The sequence below is a fragment of the Hyphococcus luteus genome (assembly GCF_002943565.1).
GTDB lineage: Bacteria > Pseudomonadota > Alphaproteobacteria > Caulobacterales > Parvularculaceae > Hyphococcus > Hyphococcus luteus.
Map to the genome: position 1 here is coordinate 96,786 of NZ_PJCH01000011.1, position 17,280 is coordinate 114,065.

Annotated in this window: 15 protein-coding genes; 7 read left to right on the forward strand and 8 right to left on the reverse strand. The window is 59.7% G+C overall.

The window, feature by feature from the left end; all coding sequences use genetic code 11:
* Nucleotides 1-11 precede the first annotated feature (11 nt).
* Nucleotides 12-3,458, reverse strand: a complete 3,447-nt coding sequence (gene dnaE / locus CW354_RS14740; protein WP_104830864.1) for a DNA polymerase III subunit alpha — start codon at nucleotides 3,456-3,458, stop codon at nucleotides 12-14.
* 276 nt (nucleotides 3,459-3,734) lie between these two features.
* Between dnaE and CW354_RS14745 the strand changes: the two genes are divergently transcribed.
* Both CW354_RS14745 and CW354_RS14750 read left to right on the forward strand, forming a co-directional pair.
* A complete protein-coding gene (locus CW354_RS14745; protein ID WP_104830865.1) occupies nucleotides 3,735-4,703 on the forward strand; it encodes an IS1595 family transposase in 969 nt (322 codons plus the stop codon).
* Entirely contained in the window at nucleotides 4,697-4,894 is a 198-nt protein-coding gene (locus tag CW354_RS14750; protein ID WP_104830866.1) for a hypothetical protein, read from the forward strand. Before CW354_RS14745 ends, CW354_RS14750 begins: the two co-directional genes overlap by 7 nt.
* Here the strand turns inward: CW354_RS14750 and CW354_RS14755 are convergent.
* The 4 genes from CW354_RS14755 to CW354_RS14770 form a co-directional block, all read right to left on the reverse strand.
* Nucleotides 4,883-5,275: a hypothetical protein gene (locus CW354_RS14755; RefSeq protein WP_104830867.1), complete on the reverse strand. Its 393-nt coding sequence runs from the start codon at nucleotides 5,273-5,275 to the stop codon at nucleotides 4,883-4,885. The two genes, CW354_RS14750 and CW354_RS14755, sit on opposite strands and share 12 nt — an antisense overlap.
* Nucleotides 5,265-5,840, reverse strand: a complete 576-nt coding sequence (locus tag CW354_RS14760; protein WP_165793736.1) for a Panacea domain-containing protein — start codon at nucleotides 5,838-5,840, stop codon at nucleotides 5,265-5,267. Before CW354_RS14760 ends, CW354_RS14755 begins: the two co-directional genes overlap by 11 nt.
* Before the next feature lie 223 nt (nucleotides 5,841-6,063).
* A complete protein-coding gene (locus CW354_RS14765; protein ID WP_423793538.1) occupies nucleotides 6,064-6,717 on the reverse strand; it encodes a CatB-related O-acetyltransferase in 654 nt (217 codons plus the stop codon).
* A 164-nt stretch (nucleotides 6,718-6,881) separates the two neighbouring features.
* A complete protein-coding gene (locus CW354_RS14770) occupies nucleotides 6,882-7,499 on the reverse strand; it encodes a helix-turn-helix transcriptional regulator (protein ID WP_104830869.1) in 618 nt (205 codons plus the stop codon).
* A gap of 175 nt (nucleotides 7,500-7,674) precedes the next feature.
* Between CW354_RS14770 and CW354_RS14775 the strand changes: the two genes are divergently transcribed.
* Together CW354_RS14775 and CW354_RS14780 are read left to right on the forward strand one after the other, a co-directional pair.
* The gene (locus tag CW354_RS14775) at nucleotides 7,675-9,627 is read left to right on the forward strand and encodes a TonB-dependent receptor plug domain-containing protein (RefSeq protein ID WP_104830870.1); all 1,953 of its coding nucleotides are present in this window, start codon (nucleotides 7,675-7,677) and stop codon (nucleotides 9,625-9,627) included.
* 19 nt (nucleotides 9,628-9,646) lie between these two features.
* Nucleotides 9,647-10,594 (forward strand): glycerophosphodiester phosphodiesterase family protein, encoded by a 948-nt coding sequence (locus tag CW354_RS14780; RefSeq protein ID WP_165793737.1) that lies wholly within the window; start codon nucleotides 9,647-9,649, stop codon nucleotides 10,592-10,594.
* 17 nt (nucleotides 10,595-10,611) lie between these two features.
* On the opposite strand, the gene CW354_RS14785 is transcribed toward CW354_RS14780, so the two are convergent.
* A complete protein-coding gene (locus tag CW354_RS14785; RefSeq protein ID WP_207764827.1) occupies nucleotides 10,612-11,826 on the reverse strand; it encodes a threonine synthase in 1,215 nt (404 codons plus the stop codon).
* Nucleotides 11,827-11,828: 2 nt separating this feature from the next.
* Complete coding sequence (locus CW354_RS14790; protein ID WP_104830873.1) at nucleotides 11,829-12,359, reverse strand: tetratricopeptide repeat protein; 531 nt, start codon at nucleotides 12,357-12,359, stop codon at nucleotides 11,829-11,831.
* 162 nt (nucleotides 12,360-12,521) lie between these two features.
* Between CW354_RS14790 and CW354_RS14795 the strand changes: the two genes are divergently transcribed.
* From CW354_RS14795 to CW354_RS14805, 3 genes are all read left to right on the forward strand, one after another.
* Nucleotides 12,522-13,304, forward strand: a complete 783-nt coding sequence (locus tag CW354_RS14795) for a 3-hydroxybutyrate dehydrogenase (RefSeq protein ID WP_104830874.1) — start codon at nucleotides 12,522-12,524, stop codon at nucleotides 13,302-13,304.
* A complete protein-coding gene (locus CW354_RS14800; protein WP_104830875.1) occupies nucleotides 13,304-14,377 on the forward strand; it encodes a patatin-like phospholipase family protein in 1,074 nt (357 codons plus the stop codon). Before CW354_RS14795 ends, CW354_RS14800 begins: the two co-directional genes overlap by 1 nt.
* Nucleotides 14,378-14,553: 176 nt before the next feature.
* Nucleotides 14,554-15,060, forward strand: a complete 507-nt coding sequence (locus CW354_RS14805; RefSeq protein ID WP_104830876.1) for a hypothetical protein — start codon at nucleotides 14,554-14,556, stop codon at nucleotides 15,058-15,060.
* Nucleotides 15,061-15,117: 57 nt separating this feature from the next.
* Here the strand turns inward: CW354_RS14805 and CW354_RS14810 are convergent, their stop codons facing one another.
* The gene (locus tag CW354_RS14810) at nucleotides 15,118-17,205 is read right to left on the reverse strand and encodes a TonB-dependent receptor (protein ID WP_104830877.1); all 2,088 of its coding nucleotides are present in this window, start codon (nucleotides 17,203-17,205) and stop codon (nucleotides 15,118-15,120) included.
* Nucleotides 17,206-17,280 lie beyond the last annotated feature (75 nt).

Consider the following 17,280-nt stretch of genomic DNA (forward strand, 5'->3'; position numbering starts at 1 on the left):
TCAGCGCCGCTTCAGATCAGCTCCACATCGGCGACGCCGTCAATGCTTTTGAGAGCGCCGCGCATGGCCGGCGTGCAGGCCGCCGGATCCGGCAGCGCGATTTCGACCTCGCGTCCCGATTCCGGCAGGCGCATGAGAACGACGACCGAACCGCTTTCGCGCGGCCCCGCCGGGCGCACCGAAGCCAGACGGCGCTTCAACCCTTCAAGCGCGCCGGCGCTCGTCACCGAAACGCGCAACTGCGAGACGGCCGCCGCCGCCGCCTCGTCGAGACCGCGCATGGTCTCGCAAGTCAGGCGCATATCCCCGTCACGGTCCTCGGCGGTCACCCCGACGAGCACCATGGTTCCCGCCTCCATCAGATCGCGCGAGGCGTTCAGGACTTCCGAGAACACGGTGATTTCGTAATCGCCGCTCTGGTCGGAAAGCTCCACCCAGGCGAAAGGCTTGCCGCTTTTCGAGCGGCGCATCCTGACGGCGCGGATGGCGCCCGCCATCTGCAGGGCGACGCGGCCGAGTTTCGCGCGGGGGATGGCCTCTGCATGAGAAACGACATTAAGCCGCTTTAATTCTTTTTCGTAATCATCGAGAGGATGGCCGCTGAAATAAAAGCCGACCGCGGCGCGTTCTTCGTCGAGGCGAATCTGAGGCGTCCAGTCCTCGACAACCGGCAATTTCGGTTTGTCGAGGGACGGCGCGGAATCGAGCGCGAAAAGCCCGCCCTGATCGCTGTTCTGTTCTTCCTGCCAGGCCGCAGAGGTACGGATCAAAAGTTCGGCGGCGGCGAAACTTTGCGCGCGCGAAGCGCCAAGACCGTCAAACGCTCCTGCCCGCGCGAGATTTTCAAGCGAGCGCTTGCCAATAAGCTTCAGATCCACCCGTTCGGCGAAATCGATGAGATCCTTGAACGGTCCGTTTTTCTCACGCTCCGCAGCGATCACCGCCATGGCGTTTTCACCGACATTCTTCACGGCGGAAAGCGCATAGACGATGGCGCCGTCTTTCACGGAAAAATCCGCCTTCGAATGATTGATATGCGGGGCCAGAACGTCGACGCCGGTGCGCCGCGCCTCTTTCAGGAAGATCGCCAACTTGTCGGTGTTGGCGCGGTCGAGCGACATGGAGGCGGCGAGGAACTCCGCCGGATAATTCGCTTTCAGCCACGCCGTCTGATAGGCGATGTACGCGTAGGCGGCGGCGTGGGACTTGTTGAAGCCGTAGCCGGCGAATTTCTGCACCAGATCGAAGATGGAGGACGCCTTCGCCGCATCGACGCCCTTTTCTTTGGCGCCGTCGACGAAACGTTTGCGCTGGAGGTCCATCTCCTCCTTTTTCTTCTTGCCCATGGCGCGGCGCAGAAGATCGGCCTCGCCGAGGGAATAGCCGGACAGGATCTGCGCGATCTGCATCACCTGTTCCTGATAGATGATGACGCCGTAGGTTTCCTTCAGAACCTCTTCGAGCATGGGATGCAGGTAATCCGGCTCCTGATCGCCCTGTTTGCGCTCGATATAGGTCGGGATATTCTCCATCGGGCCCGGGCGGTAGAGCGAGACAAGCGCGATAATGTCTTCGAGCGTGTCCGGCTTCATGGCGCGCAAGGTGGAGCGCATGCCGGTGCTTTCCAGCTGAAACACGCCGGTCGCCGCGCCCTCGCCCAGCATTTCAAACGTCGGCTTGTCGTCGAGCGGAACCTCCTCCATGTCGATCGTAATCCCGCGTTCGCTTGCATAATGAACGGCGCGGGCGATGACCGTGAGCGTCTTGAGGCCCAGAAAGTCGAATTTGACGAGCCCCGCCGGCTCCACCCATTTCATGTTGAACTGGGTCGCCGGCATGTCGGAGCGCGGATCGAGATAAAGCGGGACAAGTTCGTCGAGCGGGCGGTCGCCGATGACAACGCCCGCCGCGTGGGTCGAGGCGTGACGGTAAAGCCCTTCGAGCTTCAGCGCTTTTTCGATCAGCGCGGCGACGCCTTCGTCCTCGTCGCGCTGTTCTTTCAGCCGCGGCTCGGTTTCAAGCGCTTCGGCGAGCGTCACCGGGTTCGCCGGATTGTTCGGCACCAGCTTGCAGATGCGGTCGACCTGGCCGAAAGGCATGTTGAGGACCCGGCCCACATCGCGCAGGACGGCGCGCGCCTGCAGCTTTCCGAAGGTTATGATCTGCGCCACCCGCTCGCGGCCGTATTTCTCCTGCACATAGCGGATGACCTCATCGCGCCGGTCCTGACAGAAATCGATGTCGAAGTCGGGCATGGAGACCCGTTCGGGGTTGAGAAAACGCTCGAACAGGAGACCGAAGCGCAAGGGGTCGAGATCGGTGATGGTGAGCGCCCAGGCGACGAGCGACCCGGCGCCGGAGCCGCGGCCCGGCCCCACGGGCACGCCCTCGCGCTTGGCCCACTTGATGAAGTCAGCAACGATGAGGAAGTAGCCCGGAAACCCCATGCGATTGATGATATCGAGCTCGCGCTTCAAGCGGTCCCAATAATCGCTTTCGGGGCCGGTGGGCTCCCATGACTTGAGACGCATTTTGAGGCCCTCGCGGGCCTGGCGCTCAAGCTCGCGCGCCTCGGCGGCCTCCGCCTCTTCGCCCTCGCCGGCGAAGCGCGGCAGGATCGGGTCGTGAAAGCGCGGGCGGAAGGCGCAGCGCTGCGCCACCTCCATGGTGTTCTCGATCGCTTCGGGCAGATCCTCGAACAGCGCCGCCATCTCCTCGGCGGTCTTGAAATAATGGTCCGCCGTCACCTTGCGCCGATCGTCCTGATGCACGTAAGCGCCCTCGGCGATGCACAGCAGCGCATCATGGGCCTCGTAATCATCGGGAGCCGGAAAGAAAGGCTCGTTGGTCGCGACCAGCGGCAGGTCGAGCTCATAGGCGAGATCGATAAGCGCCGGCTCGACGCTTTCCGCGTCGCGGTCGGCGTGACGCTGCACCTCGACATAAAGCCTTGACGGAAATAACGCCGCCAGCCGCTTCAAGGCGGCGCGGGCCTCTTCTTTGCGGTCTTCGCGCAGGAGCCGGTCGACGGGCCCGTCATAGCCGCCGGTGAGACAAATGATGTCGCCGCTATGGCCGTCGAGCCAGTCGAGCCCGGCGCAGGCCTCCTCCTCCGAGCGGGATTCGAGAAAGGCGCGGCTGGTGATTTTGAGAAGATTTTTATAGCCCGCCTCAGACTGGGCGAGAAGCACGAGACCGGGAGAGCGCCCGCCGCGCGCCTGCTGGAGGCCGAAATCGCCCGGATCGAACGCCTGCTGAAGGCCGGTGATCGGCTGGATCCCGGCCCCGGCGAGGGTGGTCGAGGCCTCAAGCGCGCCGAAGAGATTATTGGTGTCGGTGACGGCGATGGCGGGCATCTCCGACTTGAGGCAGAGATCCTTCGCCCGATTGATGGTGATCGCGCCTTCCGCGAGAGAATAGGCCGAATGCAGATGGAGATGAACGAACTGTCCGGTCACGGCGAACGCCCCCTGATCCCGAAATTGCGATTGACGGGAACGCGGCTCACGTTCCGAGCAGCGCGCCCCAGAACTGCGCCGCGCCGATGACCATGATGAGTACGCCGAGTCCGACGATGTCGCGCAAGCTTTCGTTTTCCATAAGACGCTCCTGCTCTCTCAAGTTCGTCTTTTGTTCTATATTCCCTTTTTGTTCTCGTGTCACGTAAAAGGCGATATAGTACTTGACGTACCCAAAATAAGTGTTACATTAGGCTTATCAAAAGGATAAGCACCATGTCGGCACTTTCAGCAAAACATTTCCACGACGAAAAAGCAGCTTACAGCTACGTCGAGAGCAGATTATGGCCCAACGGGCCGGTTTGCCCTCACTGTGGCGGCGTCGAACGTATTGGCGCGCTGAAAGGCAAGTCCACCCGGATTGGCGTCTACAAGTGCTACCAGTGCCGCAAGCCCTTCACTGTTAAAGTCGGGACCGTCTTTGAATCGAGCCATATACCGCTTCGCGTCTGGCTTCAGGCGATCTTCCTGATGGCCGGGTCCAAGAAGGGCATCAGCTCAAACCAGCTTTCCCGCGCCCTCTCCGTGACCGTCAAAACCGCTTGGTTCATGTCTCACCGCATCAGAGAAGCTATGCGCGAGGGCGATCTCGCCCCGTTCGGCTCCACCGGCGGCGCCGTCGAGGTGGACGAGACCTTCATCGGCAAGGACAAGCAAAACCCCTACGTCAAGCAGGGACGCGGCTATCAGCATAAGAACAAGGTTCTTTCGCTCGTGGACCGCGAGACCGGCAAGGCCCGCTCCTATGTCGTGGATGACCTCAAGGCCTCCACCGTCGCCCCGATCCTCTCGGAGAACATCTCCCGCGAGGCGCGGCTGATGACCGATGAAGCCGCCTTCTACAAGGGTCTTGGCTGGAACTTCGCCGAGCATGGCGTCGTGAACCATTCCAAGGACGAATATGTCAGCAAGGCCGACCATACCGTCCACACCAACACCATTGAGGGCTTCTTCTCGATCTTTAAGCGGGGCATGCGCGGCGTTTACCAGCATTGCGACAAGCGCCACCTGCACCGCTATGTGGCTGAATTTGACTTCCGCTACTCCAACCGGATCGCCACCGGTTGCGACGACAAGGAACGCGCTGATAGAATACTCGACGGTGTGACCGGCAAGCGCCTGACCTATCAAACAACTCGTTGCGCAGGCCCGGCCTTCCACTGGAAAGAAGGACGCGCGTGGTAGAGAAGAAAAAGAAGACCAAAACCAAACTTACTCAGGTCACGGACAAGAACCAGTCGGAGCAATTCCGAAAGGTCGCGCGCGAATTAGAAGCCGATGGCGAACTAGACCTCACAGAGGCTGAGGAGAAGTTTGAGAAGGCAATTGATAAGCTGACAAAGAAACGCGCTCAACCAAGCGATTCAGAGTCCTAGCTGCTTCTTTGCATACTCATAAGCCCAAGGCGGAGTGAAACTAGATGAAAATAACCCGCCCACAATACGCTCATAGACTTCCATACTTACGTCATTCTCAATCGCGTAATCGCCGCTCGTTATCAGCTTCTCTATGGCAGAAACGTAGAACTTCCGCGTATATCCATACAGAATGATTGTCTTATGAACCACACGCGGATGATCGCCCGGCATCAAAACGCATGACTCGTCGCCCCTTCCTTTGAACGAGCCCATGGGCACGGCAAGAACATCATTCTTTTCGCATGGCGGCGTGACACAAACAAATACATGAGGCGTTTCCGGCTTGTATATGCTGCCGGTGCCTGGAACGGTGAAAGCTACCCGCTCCTCAATGAGCATGCTGTGGGAGTCTGGCAATTGCTTTCCTGAAGCTCTCTATTTCATCAGAAAGCGATTGCGCATCGGCAGCGCCGACAGCAGTCAACATATCTTTGACCGTAATCGGAAGCCTTCCTTGCTCAAGTTCAGTATATTCAGGGCAGTTTTTGTGGGTATAGTTACGTATTTCGGACGCGGTTAAGTGTTTGAACTTGTTCCAAACCTCCTCCAAAACGGCAACATCAGCCTTGCTGAGATGATCGGGGTCGATCTCGCCGGCGAGTTTTACAGTCCGGTCATCATCCTCGCTGACAGCAATCTGTTTCCACGCCGGGTGATCAATTTCTCCGTTGATCCCGTTCAAGGCTGAAGACGCTATGGGGCCGTGCGGAAGCGAATAGAACTCATCTAAGTTCATCAGCATTCCGTAGCGCTCTAGATAGAGCCTTTCAGCAAGATAGATCAGCTTGATCAGCTTTAGCTTCTCAAGCCCTTCGGCTCCGGCCTTCTGACAGAAATATGCGGCGATCTGCGCCGCTTTCTCATTGTCGAAGCCTGCCGCGGGTTCTCGTTGCGCGTCCGCCACTTGGCCTCCAGTCCCCCAACTAGATATTTGTATCTCCCGAGCAGAGGCTACCATATCTAGGTATTGGGGAAAATTTCTCCCACTAGATCATATAGTTGGAATCACAGAGTTCGCAATATCCGAACTTTCCCGATTCGATGGGTACGCAAAGTAAAATATTGCCACGTAAAAACCGGCGGGAAAATTCTCCCGCCGGCTTACATTTTCCATTTATGCTGAATTTTCAGTTGCTTGCCTGTTCCAGGGCGGCGAGATCCGCGCCGCGAATGGCGGCGAGATTGGCCGTGACCTTCTCCGCCGGCCAGGCCCACCAGGCGATGTCGAGCAGCCGATCAACCGTCGCCTCGTCGAAGCGGCGCTTCACGGTCCGGGCGGGATTGCCGACGGCGATCCCATAAGCCGGGACGTCCGAGGCGACCACGGCGCGCGAGCCGATGATCGCCCCATCGCCGATTGTGACGCCGGGCAGGATCATCGCCTCGGTCCCGATCCAGACATCGTTGCCGATGACAGTATGCCCACGCGAGCCGCTCGCCCAGTCATGGCCCGGGTCCTCCCAGCCCTTGCCGAAAATAGCGAAGGGATAGGTCGAAAACCCGTCGAGACGGTGATTGGCGCCGTTCATGATGAACTGGACGCCCGCCGCAATGGCGCAATAGCGCCCGATCACGAGACGGTCGCCGAGATGTTCGAAATGATACCGGACGCAACGCTCGAGGAAGCGCTCCGGCCCGGCGACGGGGTCGTCGTAATAGGTGTACTCGCCGATCTCGACATTGGGGCGGTCGATCAGCGGCTTTAAAAATCCCACTTGCGGGAAGCCGTCCATGGGATGGGGATGATTGGGATCAGGCCCGCATTGCGGGCTTTCAGGAATAGCAGACATAAGAACTCCGGTCGGAAAGAGGGATCGCGGCGCCTCCAAGGGCGCTGGGCTCAGCGGTTCCGGCCTAGTTGTTCATTGTCCGAAGTTCCTTCTTTCTCGTTCGGGGGCATGGCTATAGCCCCGTGCAGACAAAGAGGCAAGCGCGCCGGCAACGTTCAGTTCAGGGCGTCATAGCTGATCGGCAGCAGCGGCCCGCCGAATTCCGCCTTGCTCGCCTCATATTCCTCCGCCGTCAGACGGCGGATTTCGCACAAGCACCAGATTTCACCGGATGAGCTGATATGCGGCGTATCCATGCCGCGAAAATAGACAACGCCTTCGGGCGTGCTGATCCGGTTGAGGGAGATCGTCATGGCGAGATCGCCGGAGAAAATGCCGGCGCGCTCCCATTGCGACATGAGCGCGTCCGCCTCGTCGCCAAAACGGCCATAGAGGCTGGCGCCGCAGCTCAGCTCGCTCACCCCGACTTCGCGCGCGAGACTGGCGCTCGTCTCCACGAAGAGAGCGCCTTCCTTCATCAGGGACGCCGGCCAGGCGGCGTATTGCACCCGCAGCTTCAACATGCGGTCCTGTTTGCTGTCGAGCGCGCGCTGAAGAATATCACGGATTGTCCGGCGATGACGCAAGGACGGCGCATCCAGATTACGCTCCCAGCGTGAGATTGACGCCTGATTGACATTGAGCAATTCGGCAAGGTCGCGTTGCGACATGCCCTGTCGCGCACGTAGCGCGCGCAAGGTGCGCGACCAGTAGGAAACATCAATGCGAGTCATCGGCGCCCCTCGTCATCAGGCCCCTTCTCTCCCCTAGCAAGCGCGCAAGACAAATTTGTGACGGCGATGCGTTTTGATGCGCAACTATCATCAGCCCTTCATAAAACTGTAAAAGATGCGTCGCGCTGCGCCCCTATAGGACCGGCTGACTTAGTTCAGTAAGGATCGGTTAATCATGGGGAACCCTCAATCCATTCGCAACGTTTTCGCCGGCGCAGTTTCGCTCGCCGCCCTGACGCAAGGGATCGCCGCCGCACAAGAGCCCGGCGCAACGGAAAAAGACGAAATCATCGTCAGCGCTTCGCGCTCCGCCCAGTCGATCGAGCAGCTCGGCGACGCGGTCAGCATCATTGATGCGGCCGCGATCGAACTGCAGCAACTGACGACTCTCGACGAAGCGCTGGAGCGCGCGCCGGGCGTCGCCATCACCCGCTCTGGCGGCGTCGGCCAGAACACCCAAGTGCGCATGCGCGGCTTCACCTCCAAGCATGTGCTGGTGATGATCGACGGCGTGAAGATCAACAACCCGTCGGAAGCCGACAACCAGTTCGGCATCGACCATTTGTTTCTCGACAATGTCGAACGCGTCGAAGTGCTGCGCGGCCCGCAATCGGGCGTTTACGGCGCCGACGCCGTCGCCGGCGTCATCAACGTCGTGACCAAGCGTCCGGAAGGCCCCTTGGAGCTGCGCGGTTCAGGCATGTACGGCTCCAACGACACCTATGAAGTGAGCGCCGGCGCACAAGGCGGCAACGATCTCTTTGGCTTGTCGGGCCTCGTCTCCTATTACGACACCGAGGGCATTTCGCTGTCGAGCCGCGCGCCCGGCAATGTCGAGCGCGACGGTTATGACAATCTGACGGCGCAAATGCGCGGCGAATTGCGGCCAACGGAAAATCTCGAGCTCAGCGCCTGGGTGCGCTACACGGACGCCAGAAATGAAATCGACGCCGGCTATCTGGCGGTCGACAATCCGGAAGGCCTGCCAGGTTATCTCTTCCAGGACAGCGACGGCTACAATGACAGCGAACAGATTTTCGCGGCGCTGAAAGGCGTCTGGAGCACTTTCGACGGCAAGCTTGAGCACACCGCGCAGGTCTCCCTCGTCGATCTCAACGGCCTTTACGTCGCGCCCGGCTCGGAACAGGAAAGCGAAGGCCGCACCATCGAAGGGCTTTACTACGCCACGGCGCGCCCGGCCGAGTGGGCGACCTTTATCGCCGGCGCGGAATATCGCGATGAACGCGCGACCTTCGAACAACCCGTCGGTTATGCTTATGCGCTGATTGACGACAGCATCTACAACGCCGCCGGTTTCGCTGAAGCCAATATCGAAGTCCTCGACGGCGTCTATCTCTCCGGCGCCGTGCGTTACGATTACAATGAGAAATTCGAGGGCGAGTTCACCTATCGCGTCACCGCAGCCTATAATTTGCCGGACGGCTTCGATCTGCCCGGCGTCGATACGAAACTGCGCTCGTCCTATGGCGTCGGCGCCGAAGCGCCGGGCCTGCGCCAGCTTCTCGGCTCCTCTGCGACCTATCAGGGCAATCCGGACCTGCAGCCTGAATCGAGCTGGATGGTCGATTTCGGGATCGATCAGCAGCTCGAAAACGGCCTCGCCGGATGGAGCGTCACCTATTATGTAGGCGAAGCCGATGACGGCATTTTCAACATCACCGATCCGGTAACCTTCATCTCTTCGCCGCAAAACGTGAAAAGCCCCGTCGACATGGAAGGACTTGAGCTCGACTTTCGCTTCTCGCCCGCTCCCTGGATCGAAGCGCGCGGCGCCTACACGCATATGACCGTCGGGCTTGAAGGCAGCGGCGTACAGCTTTTCGGGCGCCCGAAGAACGAAGGCAGCGCCGCGATCACCTTCCGCCCCCTGCCCGACATTTCGCTGACCGTGGACGGATATTGGCGCGACGCGTTCTTCAGCGATTATCCGAGCAGTTATGTCATGCCCGGATATTCCGTCTACAGTCTTTCCGCCGTCTGGGAGATCAACGACTATCTGAAGCTGTCGGCGAACCTCCACAACATCGCCGACAAATTCTACGAAGAAAAACTCGGCGATTCGACCTATGGCCGCACCGCGCAGGTTCGGCTGACGGCGCGCTACTAGGAGGGAAACGGCGATGAATATGCGGTCAAGTCTTGTCCTGACGCTTCTTGGCGCTTTCGCATCGGCCTGCGCCACGCAGGCTGATGCTCCCATGGAGACAACGCCGCTCAATGAGATTGGCGCGCTTCTGGCGAAAGAAGACGGCGGCATGCCCGCTTTCTTTGACTGTTTGCGCGAGAACCACGCCGTGGTCATCAGCGCCCATCGCGGCGGCCCGGCGGCGGGCTATCCCGAAAACGCCCTTGAGACTTTGGCTCGCACCGCCTCGCTGATGCCGGCGCTTCTCGAAATCGACTCCCAGCGCAGTTCGGACGGCGTTTTGGTGCTGATGCATGACGACACGCTCGACCGCACCACCACGGGCGAAGGCCCGGTGGCGGAGAAAACCTTCGACGAGCTGCGCGCCTTGCGGCTCGTCGACAATGACGGCGAAGAAACGGCGTTTCAGATTCCGACCCTGGAAGAAGCGCTCGACTGGAGCGAAGGCCGCGCCATGCTCGCCCTCGACCGCAAGGATCCGATTTCCTATGAGGATCTCATCCGCATCGTCGAAAAGCATAACGCTTTCGGCCGGGTGATGTTCGCCACGTATTCTCTCGATGACGCCATCAAGGTGGCCCGCCTCTCGCCGCGCGCGATGATCGTCACGCCGGTCGAAGGCGCTGATGATCTCGATACGCTAAAAGCCGGCGGCGTCGCCCTCGACCATGTGATTTCCTGGACCGGCACGGAAACGCCGCGCCCTGATCTTTATGCAGACCTCGCCGCGCAAGGCGTTGAATCCGCTTTCGCGACGCTCGGCTGGTGGACCGGGTCCTGGGACAGCCGCATCCGCATGCTGGAAGACGATACTCTCTATCTGAAAGTGACCCGTGGCGCGCATCTCGTCGCCACTGACCGCCCGCTTGTCGTCGCAGATGTTCTCCCCGGTTTCCGGCGCATCGGCCTTTGCATATCAAGGGAATGAAGAAACGCCGCCAGGCTTCACTTGAATTGCGAATAATCGATGGGCTTCGTCCGGTCGACAAAACCGGTCTTCGCTTCCATGGGATATTTCAGCCCCGTGGCGCAGTTGAAAAGGACGACGCGGTCCGACTTTGAAATACGGCCGTCCTCAAGCGATTGTCTGCAGGCGGCGTATGTGGCCGCGCCTTCAGGACACAGGAGCAGTCCCTCCTCGCGCGCGACGGCGTCGCGGGCGTTGAAAATGTCGTTTTCTTCAACCGCAACCGCGAACCCATCGGACGCGCGCACTGCGCGCAAGATCAAAAAGTCGCCCACAGCAATGGGAACGCGAATGCCCGCCGCCGCGGTCCAGGCGTTTTCCCATAGGGGCGCATGCTCCTCGCCCGCTTCCCAGGCTTTGACAATCGGCGCGCAGCCCGCCGCCTGAACGGCGATCATCTTCGGGCGTTTCGGCCCAATCCAGCCGATGGCTTCAAGTTCATCGAACGCCTTCCACATGCCGATAAGCCCGGTGCCGCCGCCGGTGGGGTAAAAGATCGCGTCGGGCAATTCCCATCCCAGCTGTTCGGCAAGCTCAAGGCCCATCGTTTTCTTGCCTTCGATCCGGTACGGCTCTTTCAGGGTCGAGACATCGAACCAGCCGGCCTTTTCCTTGCCCTCCCCGACGATCCTGCCGCAGTCATTGATGAGGCCGTTGACGCGATAGACATCGCCGCCCTGCAGCGCGATCTCGTCGACATTCACCTGCGGCGTGTCGTCAGGACAGAAGACCGTCGTCTTCATGCCCGCGGCGCTGGCATAGGCGGCCATGGCGGCGCCGGCATTGCCGTTGGTCGGCATGGCGAGATGATTGAGCCCCAGCTCTTTGGCCATGGAAACGGCAAGGGCAAGACCGCGCGCCTTGAACGAGCCGGTGGGCAGGCGCCCTTCATCCTTTACGATGATCTCGCCCGTAACGCCCGCCCGTTTTTCAAAATGCGAAAGCCGGATCAACGGCGTCATCACCTCGCCGAGGGTAATGCGATTTTCGGGCTTCGCTACAGGCAGAAATTCGCGGTAGCGCCAGAAACCGTCCGCCCGCTCGCCAAACGCCTCTTTGCTCAGCATCTTCGACAAAGATCCAAGATCATAGCGGACCAGCAAGGGCTTGCCCGCGCTGGACAGGCCATGCACATGCCCCGCCTCATAGCGTTCGCCGGTGTAAGAGCACTCAAGATGGGTGATGAAACTCAACTTCAGCCTTCCAGTTTCTGTTGCGCCTGGGTGAAATCCGGATTGGCGCTCAACGCTTCTTCATAGGCTTCGCGCGCCTTGTCAGGCTGTTTTTTCGCCTCATAGACAAGGCCGATATTATACCAGGCGGCCCAGGGCTTGCCGACGCCGATATCGAGAGCGCGCTCATAATCGGCCATGGCGTCGTCAAAACGCTGCGCGAGATAATAGGAATTGCCGCGATTGAGATAAGCTTCGCCAAGCGCGGCGTCCATTTCAATCGCCTCATTGAAATCCTCAAGCGCGGCGCCTAGATCGCCGTTACGGTTATGAATGACGCCGCGATTGACCAGCGTTTTCTTGCGGTCGCTGATCGACAGGCCTGCATCTTTGAGCGCCTTGTCGCATGGCTCCGTGGAACGGGAGAAATCGCTCCGCGCATTTTCGTAACAATTCGCCGCATCGGTGGCGCCGATCGTGGTGACGGACATTTGCGCTGCGGCGGGCGCAGCGCAGGCCAAGACTACGCAAGTGAGACAGGTTAGGATTCGCATGATTGTCGCTCCTGTTCGCTGACAGGATGCAGTCTAGCGAGATTGCCGCCAATACCGAAGCCGCGAGGGGTTCCGCCTGATCTCAAGAAAGACGAGTTGCATTGTGCATTGCAGCAAATATGCTATTCCCGCCCGCGGAAGCAAGTAAAAAGGACATTTCCCATGGCTTCTCCTCTCAACGCCGTCGTCACCGGCTCTACCTCAGGCATCGGGCTTGGCATTGCGACCGCCTTCGCCGCCGAAGGCTGGAATGTCATGCTGAACGGCTTCGGCGACCCTGACGAAATCGAAGGCGTGCGCGCCGGACTTGAAGAAAAGCACGGCGTCAAGGTTCTCTATAACGGCGCCGACATGACCAAGCCGGAGGAAATCCGGGAGATGATCGCCGAGGCCGAAACCGCCTTCGGCCAGCTCGATATCCTCGTCAACAACGCCGGCATCCAACATGTCTCGCCGGTGGAGGACTTCCCCGAAGAAAAATGGGACGCCATCCTCGCGATCAACCTCTCCTCCGCTTTTCATACGATCAAGGCCGCTTTCGCAGGCATGAAGGCGCGAAAATTCGGGCGCATCATCAACACCGCCTCCGCCCACGCTCTTGTCGCGTCGCCGTTCAAGACCGCTTATGTCGCCGCCAAGCACGGCATTCTCGGACTTACCAAAACCGTCGCTCTTGAAGGCGCCGAACACGGCGTCACCTGCAACGCCATCTGTCCCGGCTATGTGAGAACGCCGCTGGTTGAAAAACAGATACCCGACACGGCGAAAGCGCGCGGCATGACCGAAGACGAAGTGATCCAGAAAGTCATTCTCGAGGCGCAGCCGACCAAGCAGTTCGTTACGGTTGAGCAGATCGGCGCCCTCGCCGTCTTCCTGTGCTCGGACAACGCCGCTCAGATCACCGGCGCCGCGCATGAGATGGACGGCGGCTGGACCGCCCAGTGATGGCGGCGGACAACGTCAAGAAAGTCAATCTGGCTTTTCAGGGCGGCGGCTCCCACGGGGCCGTCACCTGGGGCGTCGCCGACCGTCTGCTCGAAGACGAGCGCATCGACATCGACTCGATTTCCGGCTCCAGCGCCGGCGCTGTCAACGCCGCCGCCGTCGCATACGGGCTGCACAAGGGCGGCTGCGAGGGTGCACGGCAATCGCTCGATCGTTTATGGCGCCGCATCAGCGAGGTAGGCGAAATCTACAGCCCGGTGCGCGCTAATCCGTTTCCAATGAATTTCGGGCCGGACGATCTTGTGAACGCCTTTACCTATCAGATGTTCGAAACCGTTACGCGCGCCCTTTCGCCCTATCAATTCAATCCTTTCGATATCAATCCGCTGCGCCAGATCCTCGAAGACTGCATCGATTTCGAAGACTTAAGCCATTGCAAAGTGACAAAGCTCTTCATTGCGGCGACTAATGTCCGCACAGGCAAGGTGCATATCTTCAATACGAAAGACGCCTCGACAAAAGTCGTATGCGCCTCCGCCTGCCTGCCTTTCCTGTTCAAGGCGGTGGAGATCGACGGCGAACATTACTGGGACGGCGGCTATATGGGCAATCCGGTGCTGTTTCCGTTCTTCTATGAAGCCCAGACGTCCGACATCATCATCGTTCACGTCAATCCCATAGAGCGCGATGAAATTCCCGTCACCGCGTCCGACATCATGAACCGCGTCAACGAGATCAGCTTTAATTCTTCGCTATTGCGGGAGTTGCGCGCCATCAGCTTCGTCCAGCGCCTGCTCGACAATGGCTGGATCAAGGACGAGCATCGCGACCGGCTGCGCAATATCCGCATTCATTCGGTGCGCTCCGACCAGGCGCTCGAAGATTTTGACGTCTCCACCAAGTTCCGCACGGACTGGGCCTTCTTAAGCGGGCTCAAACAAAAGGGCCGCGACATCGCCGATGCCTGGCTCGATGAAAACTTCGACAAGATCGGAAAAGAATCCTCTGTCGACCTGCGGGAGATGTTCGCCGTCGACGAAAGCGAAGACGCCCCCGAAAAAACCGCCATCTGACGCCAGGTCCGGCGGAGAAAGTTCGCTGCGACAGGGGTTAAATTCTCTTCATGACGTTTCTTTCATGACCTTGACGTCATGACCAAGCCTTAACTGGCGGAGACGGCGAACATAGTTAATTTGCTCTTTGTACGGCGCATATGAGCGCCTTCTTTTGACCCCGCAAGGAGCACCACATGTTACGTTCGACTCTCATCTGCGCTTCCCTGGCCGCGCTCGCCTCAGGCGCCTATGCGCGGGAAAGCACTGACGCTGCATCGAAAGCGGACGCGAAAACCATCACCGACGCGAAACAGGTCGGAACCCGCGACGAGGCGAAATTATACGCCAAAGCGGAGTTCGATCAGGCGGACTTGGACAAAGACGGCAAGGTCAGCGAGACTGAGTTCATCGCTTACGCCACCATTCGCGCGCCCATGAACAACAAGGCTGACGGCGCCGCCGGCAAAAAAGCTGCGAATGAAAAAACCGATGCCGCCGCTGTCAGCGAAACGGCGAGCGCGGAAGAAGAATTCGCGGAAATCAGCAATGGCGATGAAGCCATTTCCGAAGACGAACTCGTCGAAAAACGGATGGCCCAATTCGAAGAAGCCGACGCTGACAACGACGAGGCGCTGGACGCCAAGGAGCGCGTTCAGTTCGCCCAGATGACGACGCCGAAAGCGCCGAAAAACACGCTTTAATCCCGAACCTGCCGGAAATCCGGCCCGCCTTCTTTCGAGGGCGGGCCGTTTTCATGTTTAGAATTCGCCGCGAAGCGTGACCTTGAAACTGCGTCCCGGCAGAGGGGCGACGTCTTTCAGGAAGGACGTGGCCAGCCGCGCCTCTTCATTAGTCACATTGTCGGCGCGAAGCTGCACCGATAGCCCGGAATCCTCGCCGCCGGGACGGAATGTCGCCGCCAGATTGACCAGCGTATAACCGTCCGTCGGCAATTCGTAGTCGGCGATATGCTTCTGATCGGCGGCGATCTCTACTTCGCCCCTCAAATCGACATAAGGCGATGTCGCCTCCAAGCCGAAAATAGAGCGCAAGGGCGGAATGCGCGGCACGGCGCCCCCGTCATTTTTGAATTTCGCCTTGACGTAATCAAGCTGCGCGCGCGCCGACACGTCGAAGTCCGCCAATGAAAACAGATCCGCATCGGCCTGCGCTTCGAAGCCTTTGAACACCGCGTTATGGGCGCCGAATGTGAAAACGGGAATCTCCTCTTCCTCAGCGCCAGTCGGCGTCAGGGCCACAAAGTCCTTATAGTCCGTGTAGAACCCGTTCACCGTCGCAGACAAACGGCCGAACTCGCCATGCAGCGTGGTTTCGACGCCCCGCGCGGTCTCAATGCCCAGCGTCGGATCGCCGACTTCATAAGCGTTGGTGGCGAGATGGGGGCCGTTTGAGAAGAGCTCTTCCGGCGCAGGGGCGCGTTCCGTTCTGAGCGCATTGACGCCGAAAAAGAGATTATCGGCGGGCTCGACGCCAAGGCCGGCGGAAACGCTGAACGCATCGAAAGACCGGCTCAGCGAGACCGTATCGGCTTCCGTTTTCGTATGCTCGTAACGCCCGCCGACCTGAACATGCCAATTGTCTGTTTCGTATTCGCGCATGGTGAACACGCCGAACTGGTCGGTGATGTTGGGCGGCGTAAACGCCTCATCGCCAATCGCCTCGAAATTGCGGTGCTTGACCTGGAAACCGCTGGCGCCGCGGAAGTTTCCGTATTGCTTTTCCAGGAACTCAACCCGACCTTCGAAGCCTTTGTTGTTGAAGGTCGTGCCGACAGCATCGCCTTCAAGTTCCTGATGCGTATAGTCGGCGTAGCCGAAGCGGATTTTCGTCGTGTCGACAAACAGGAACGGCTTGTTGAACTCTCCCATCAGATCATAGCGGTTCTGTTCGAGGTCGATATTGACCGCCTCTTCGCCGTGACCGCCTGCTTCCATGACGCCTTCTGCTTCATGATGCTGGTGACCGGGAACGCCGTAAAGCGAACGGGCGAATTTCGCCGAGACGCCGATATAGCCGTCCGGGAAAATCACCGACCCGCCGACGGCGCCGCCCTTGGCCTGCATGGCGGTGTTGGGCGCCGTACCGAAGGCTTCTTCCTCTTCTGCGTGCTCCTCGCCTTCGTGATCGCCTTCTTCGGCCTCCGCCGCCGCATGGAAAGCCTCGGATTCGGCGAAACCGGGAATGTCATAATCGTCGGTGTTGCGGTAATAGCCCTCGCCATGAAAGACGATGCTCGTATCGCCGGCCTTGGCGACCAGCGCGTCAAAACCGCCCGCCGCCTCAACGGAATCGTCAACCGTCGCAAGGCTGGTGCGCAAGGCGCCGTCGAGCCCGCCTTCAGGCTCCGCATCCGGAATGCGGCCGTCAAAGACGTTGACGACGCCGCCCGCTGCGGAGCTGCCGTAATAAAGCGTCGCTGCGCCGCGCACGATTTCGATGCGCTTCGCCATGGCCGGGTCGACAGCGACCGCGTGGTCATCGCTCACCGAGGAGGCGTCGATGGAGCCGATCCCGGCGTCGAGGACGCTGACGCGGTCGCCGCTGAGACCGCGAATGACTGGCCGGCTCGCCGCCGGCCCGAAAAAGGTGGCGGAAACCCCCGGCTCCTGACGCAGGAGCTGACCGATGGAGGCTTCGCCACGGGAAGCGAGCTCTTCTTCGGTGAGAACCGAAGCGGGGATAATGGATTCATGTTCGGGATGACCGATGGGCGAGGCGGTGACGATGATCTCGTCGTCTTCATGACCATGGTCTTCATCTTGCGCGTAGGCGGGCGCGCTCATGGCGAGCGCGGCGGCGCCGGACAGCAAAAGTTTCTTGTGCACGGAAGTAGCTCCTTCAAACTTCTAAACGCCCCGCGGGCCTGGCCGCGAGGCTGACAATCAAAACGCAAACAGCAG

Bases quoted from the DNA above. Each gene is read 5' to 3' on its own strand.
- CW354_RS14790 (WP_104830873.1), bottom strand. From the start codon at position 12,359: ATGCGAATCCTAACCTGTCTCACTTGCGTAGTCTTGGCCTGCGCTGCG.
- CW354_RS14745 (WP_104830865.1), top strand. From the start codon at position 3,735: ATGTCGGCACTTTCAGCAAAACATTTCCACGACGAAAAAGCAGCTTAC.
- CW354_RS14805 (WP_104830876.1), top strand. From the start codon at position 14,554: ATGTTACGTTCGACTCTCATCTGCGCTTCCCTGGCCGCGCTCGCCTCA.
- CW354_RS14755 (WP_104830867.1), bottom strand. From the start codon at position 5,275: ATGCTCATTGAGGAGCGGGTAGCTTTCACCGTTCCAGGCACCGGCAGC.
- CW354_RS14800 (WP_104830875.1), top strand. From the start codon at position 13,304: ATGGCGGCGGACAACGTCAAGAAAGTCAATCTGGCTTTTCAGGGCGGC.
- CW354_RS14770 (WP_104830869.1), bottom strand. From the start codon at position 7,499: ATGACTCGCATTGATGTTTCCTACTGGTCGCGCACCTTGCGCGCGCTA.
- CW354_RS14795 (WP_104830874.1), top strand. From the start codon at position 12,522: ATGGCTTCTCCTCTCAACGCCGTCGTCACCGGCTCTACCTCAGGCATC.
- CW354_RS14775 (WP_104830870.1), top strand. From the start codon at position 7,675: ATGGGGAACCCTCAATCCATTCGCAACGTTTTCGCCGGCGCAGTTTCG.
- CW354_RS14780 (WP_165793737.1), top strand. From the start codon at position 9,647: ATGCGGTCAAGTCTTGTCCTGACGCTTCTTGGCGCTTTCGCATCGGCC.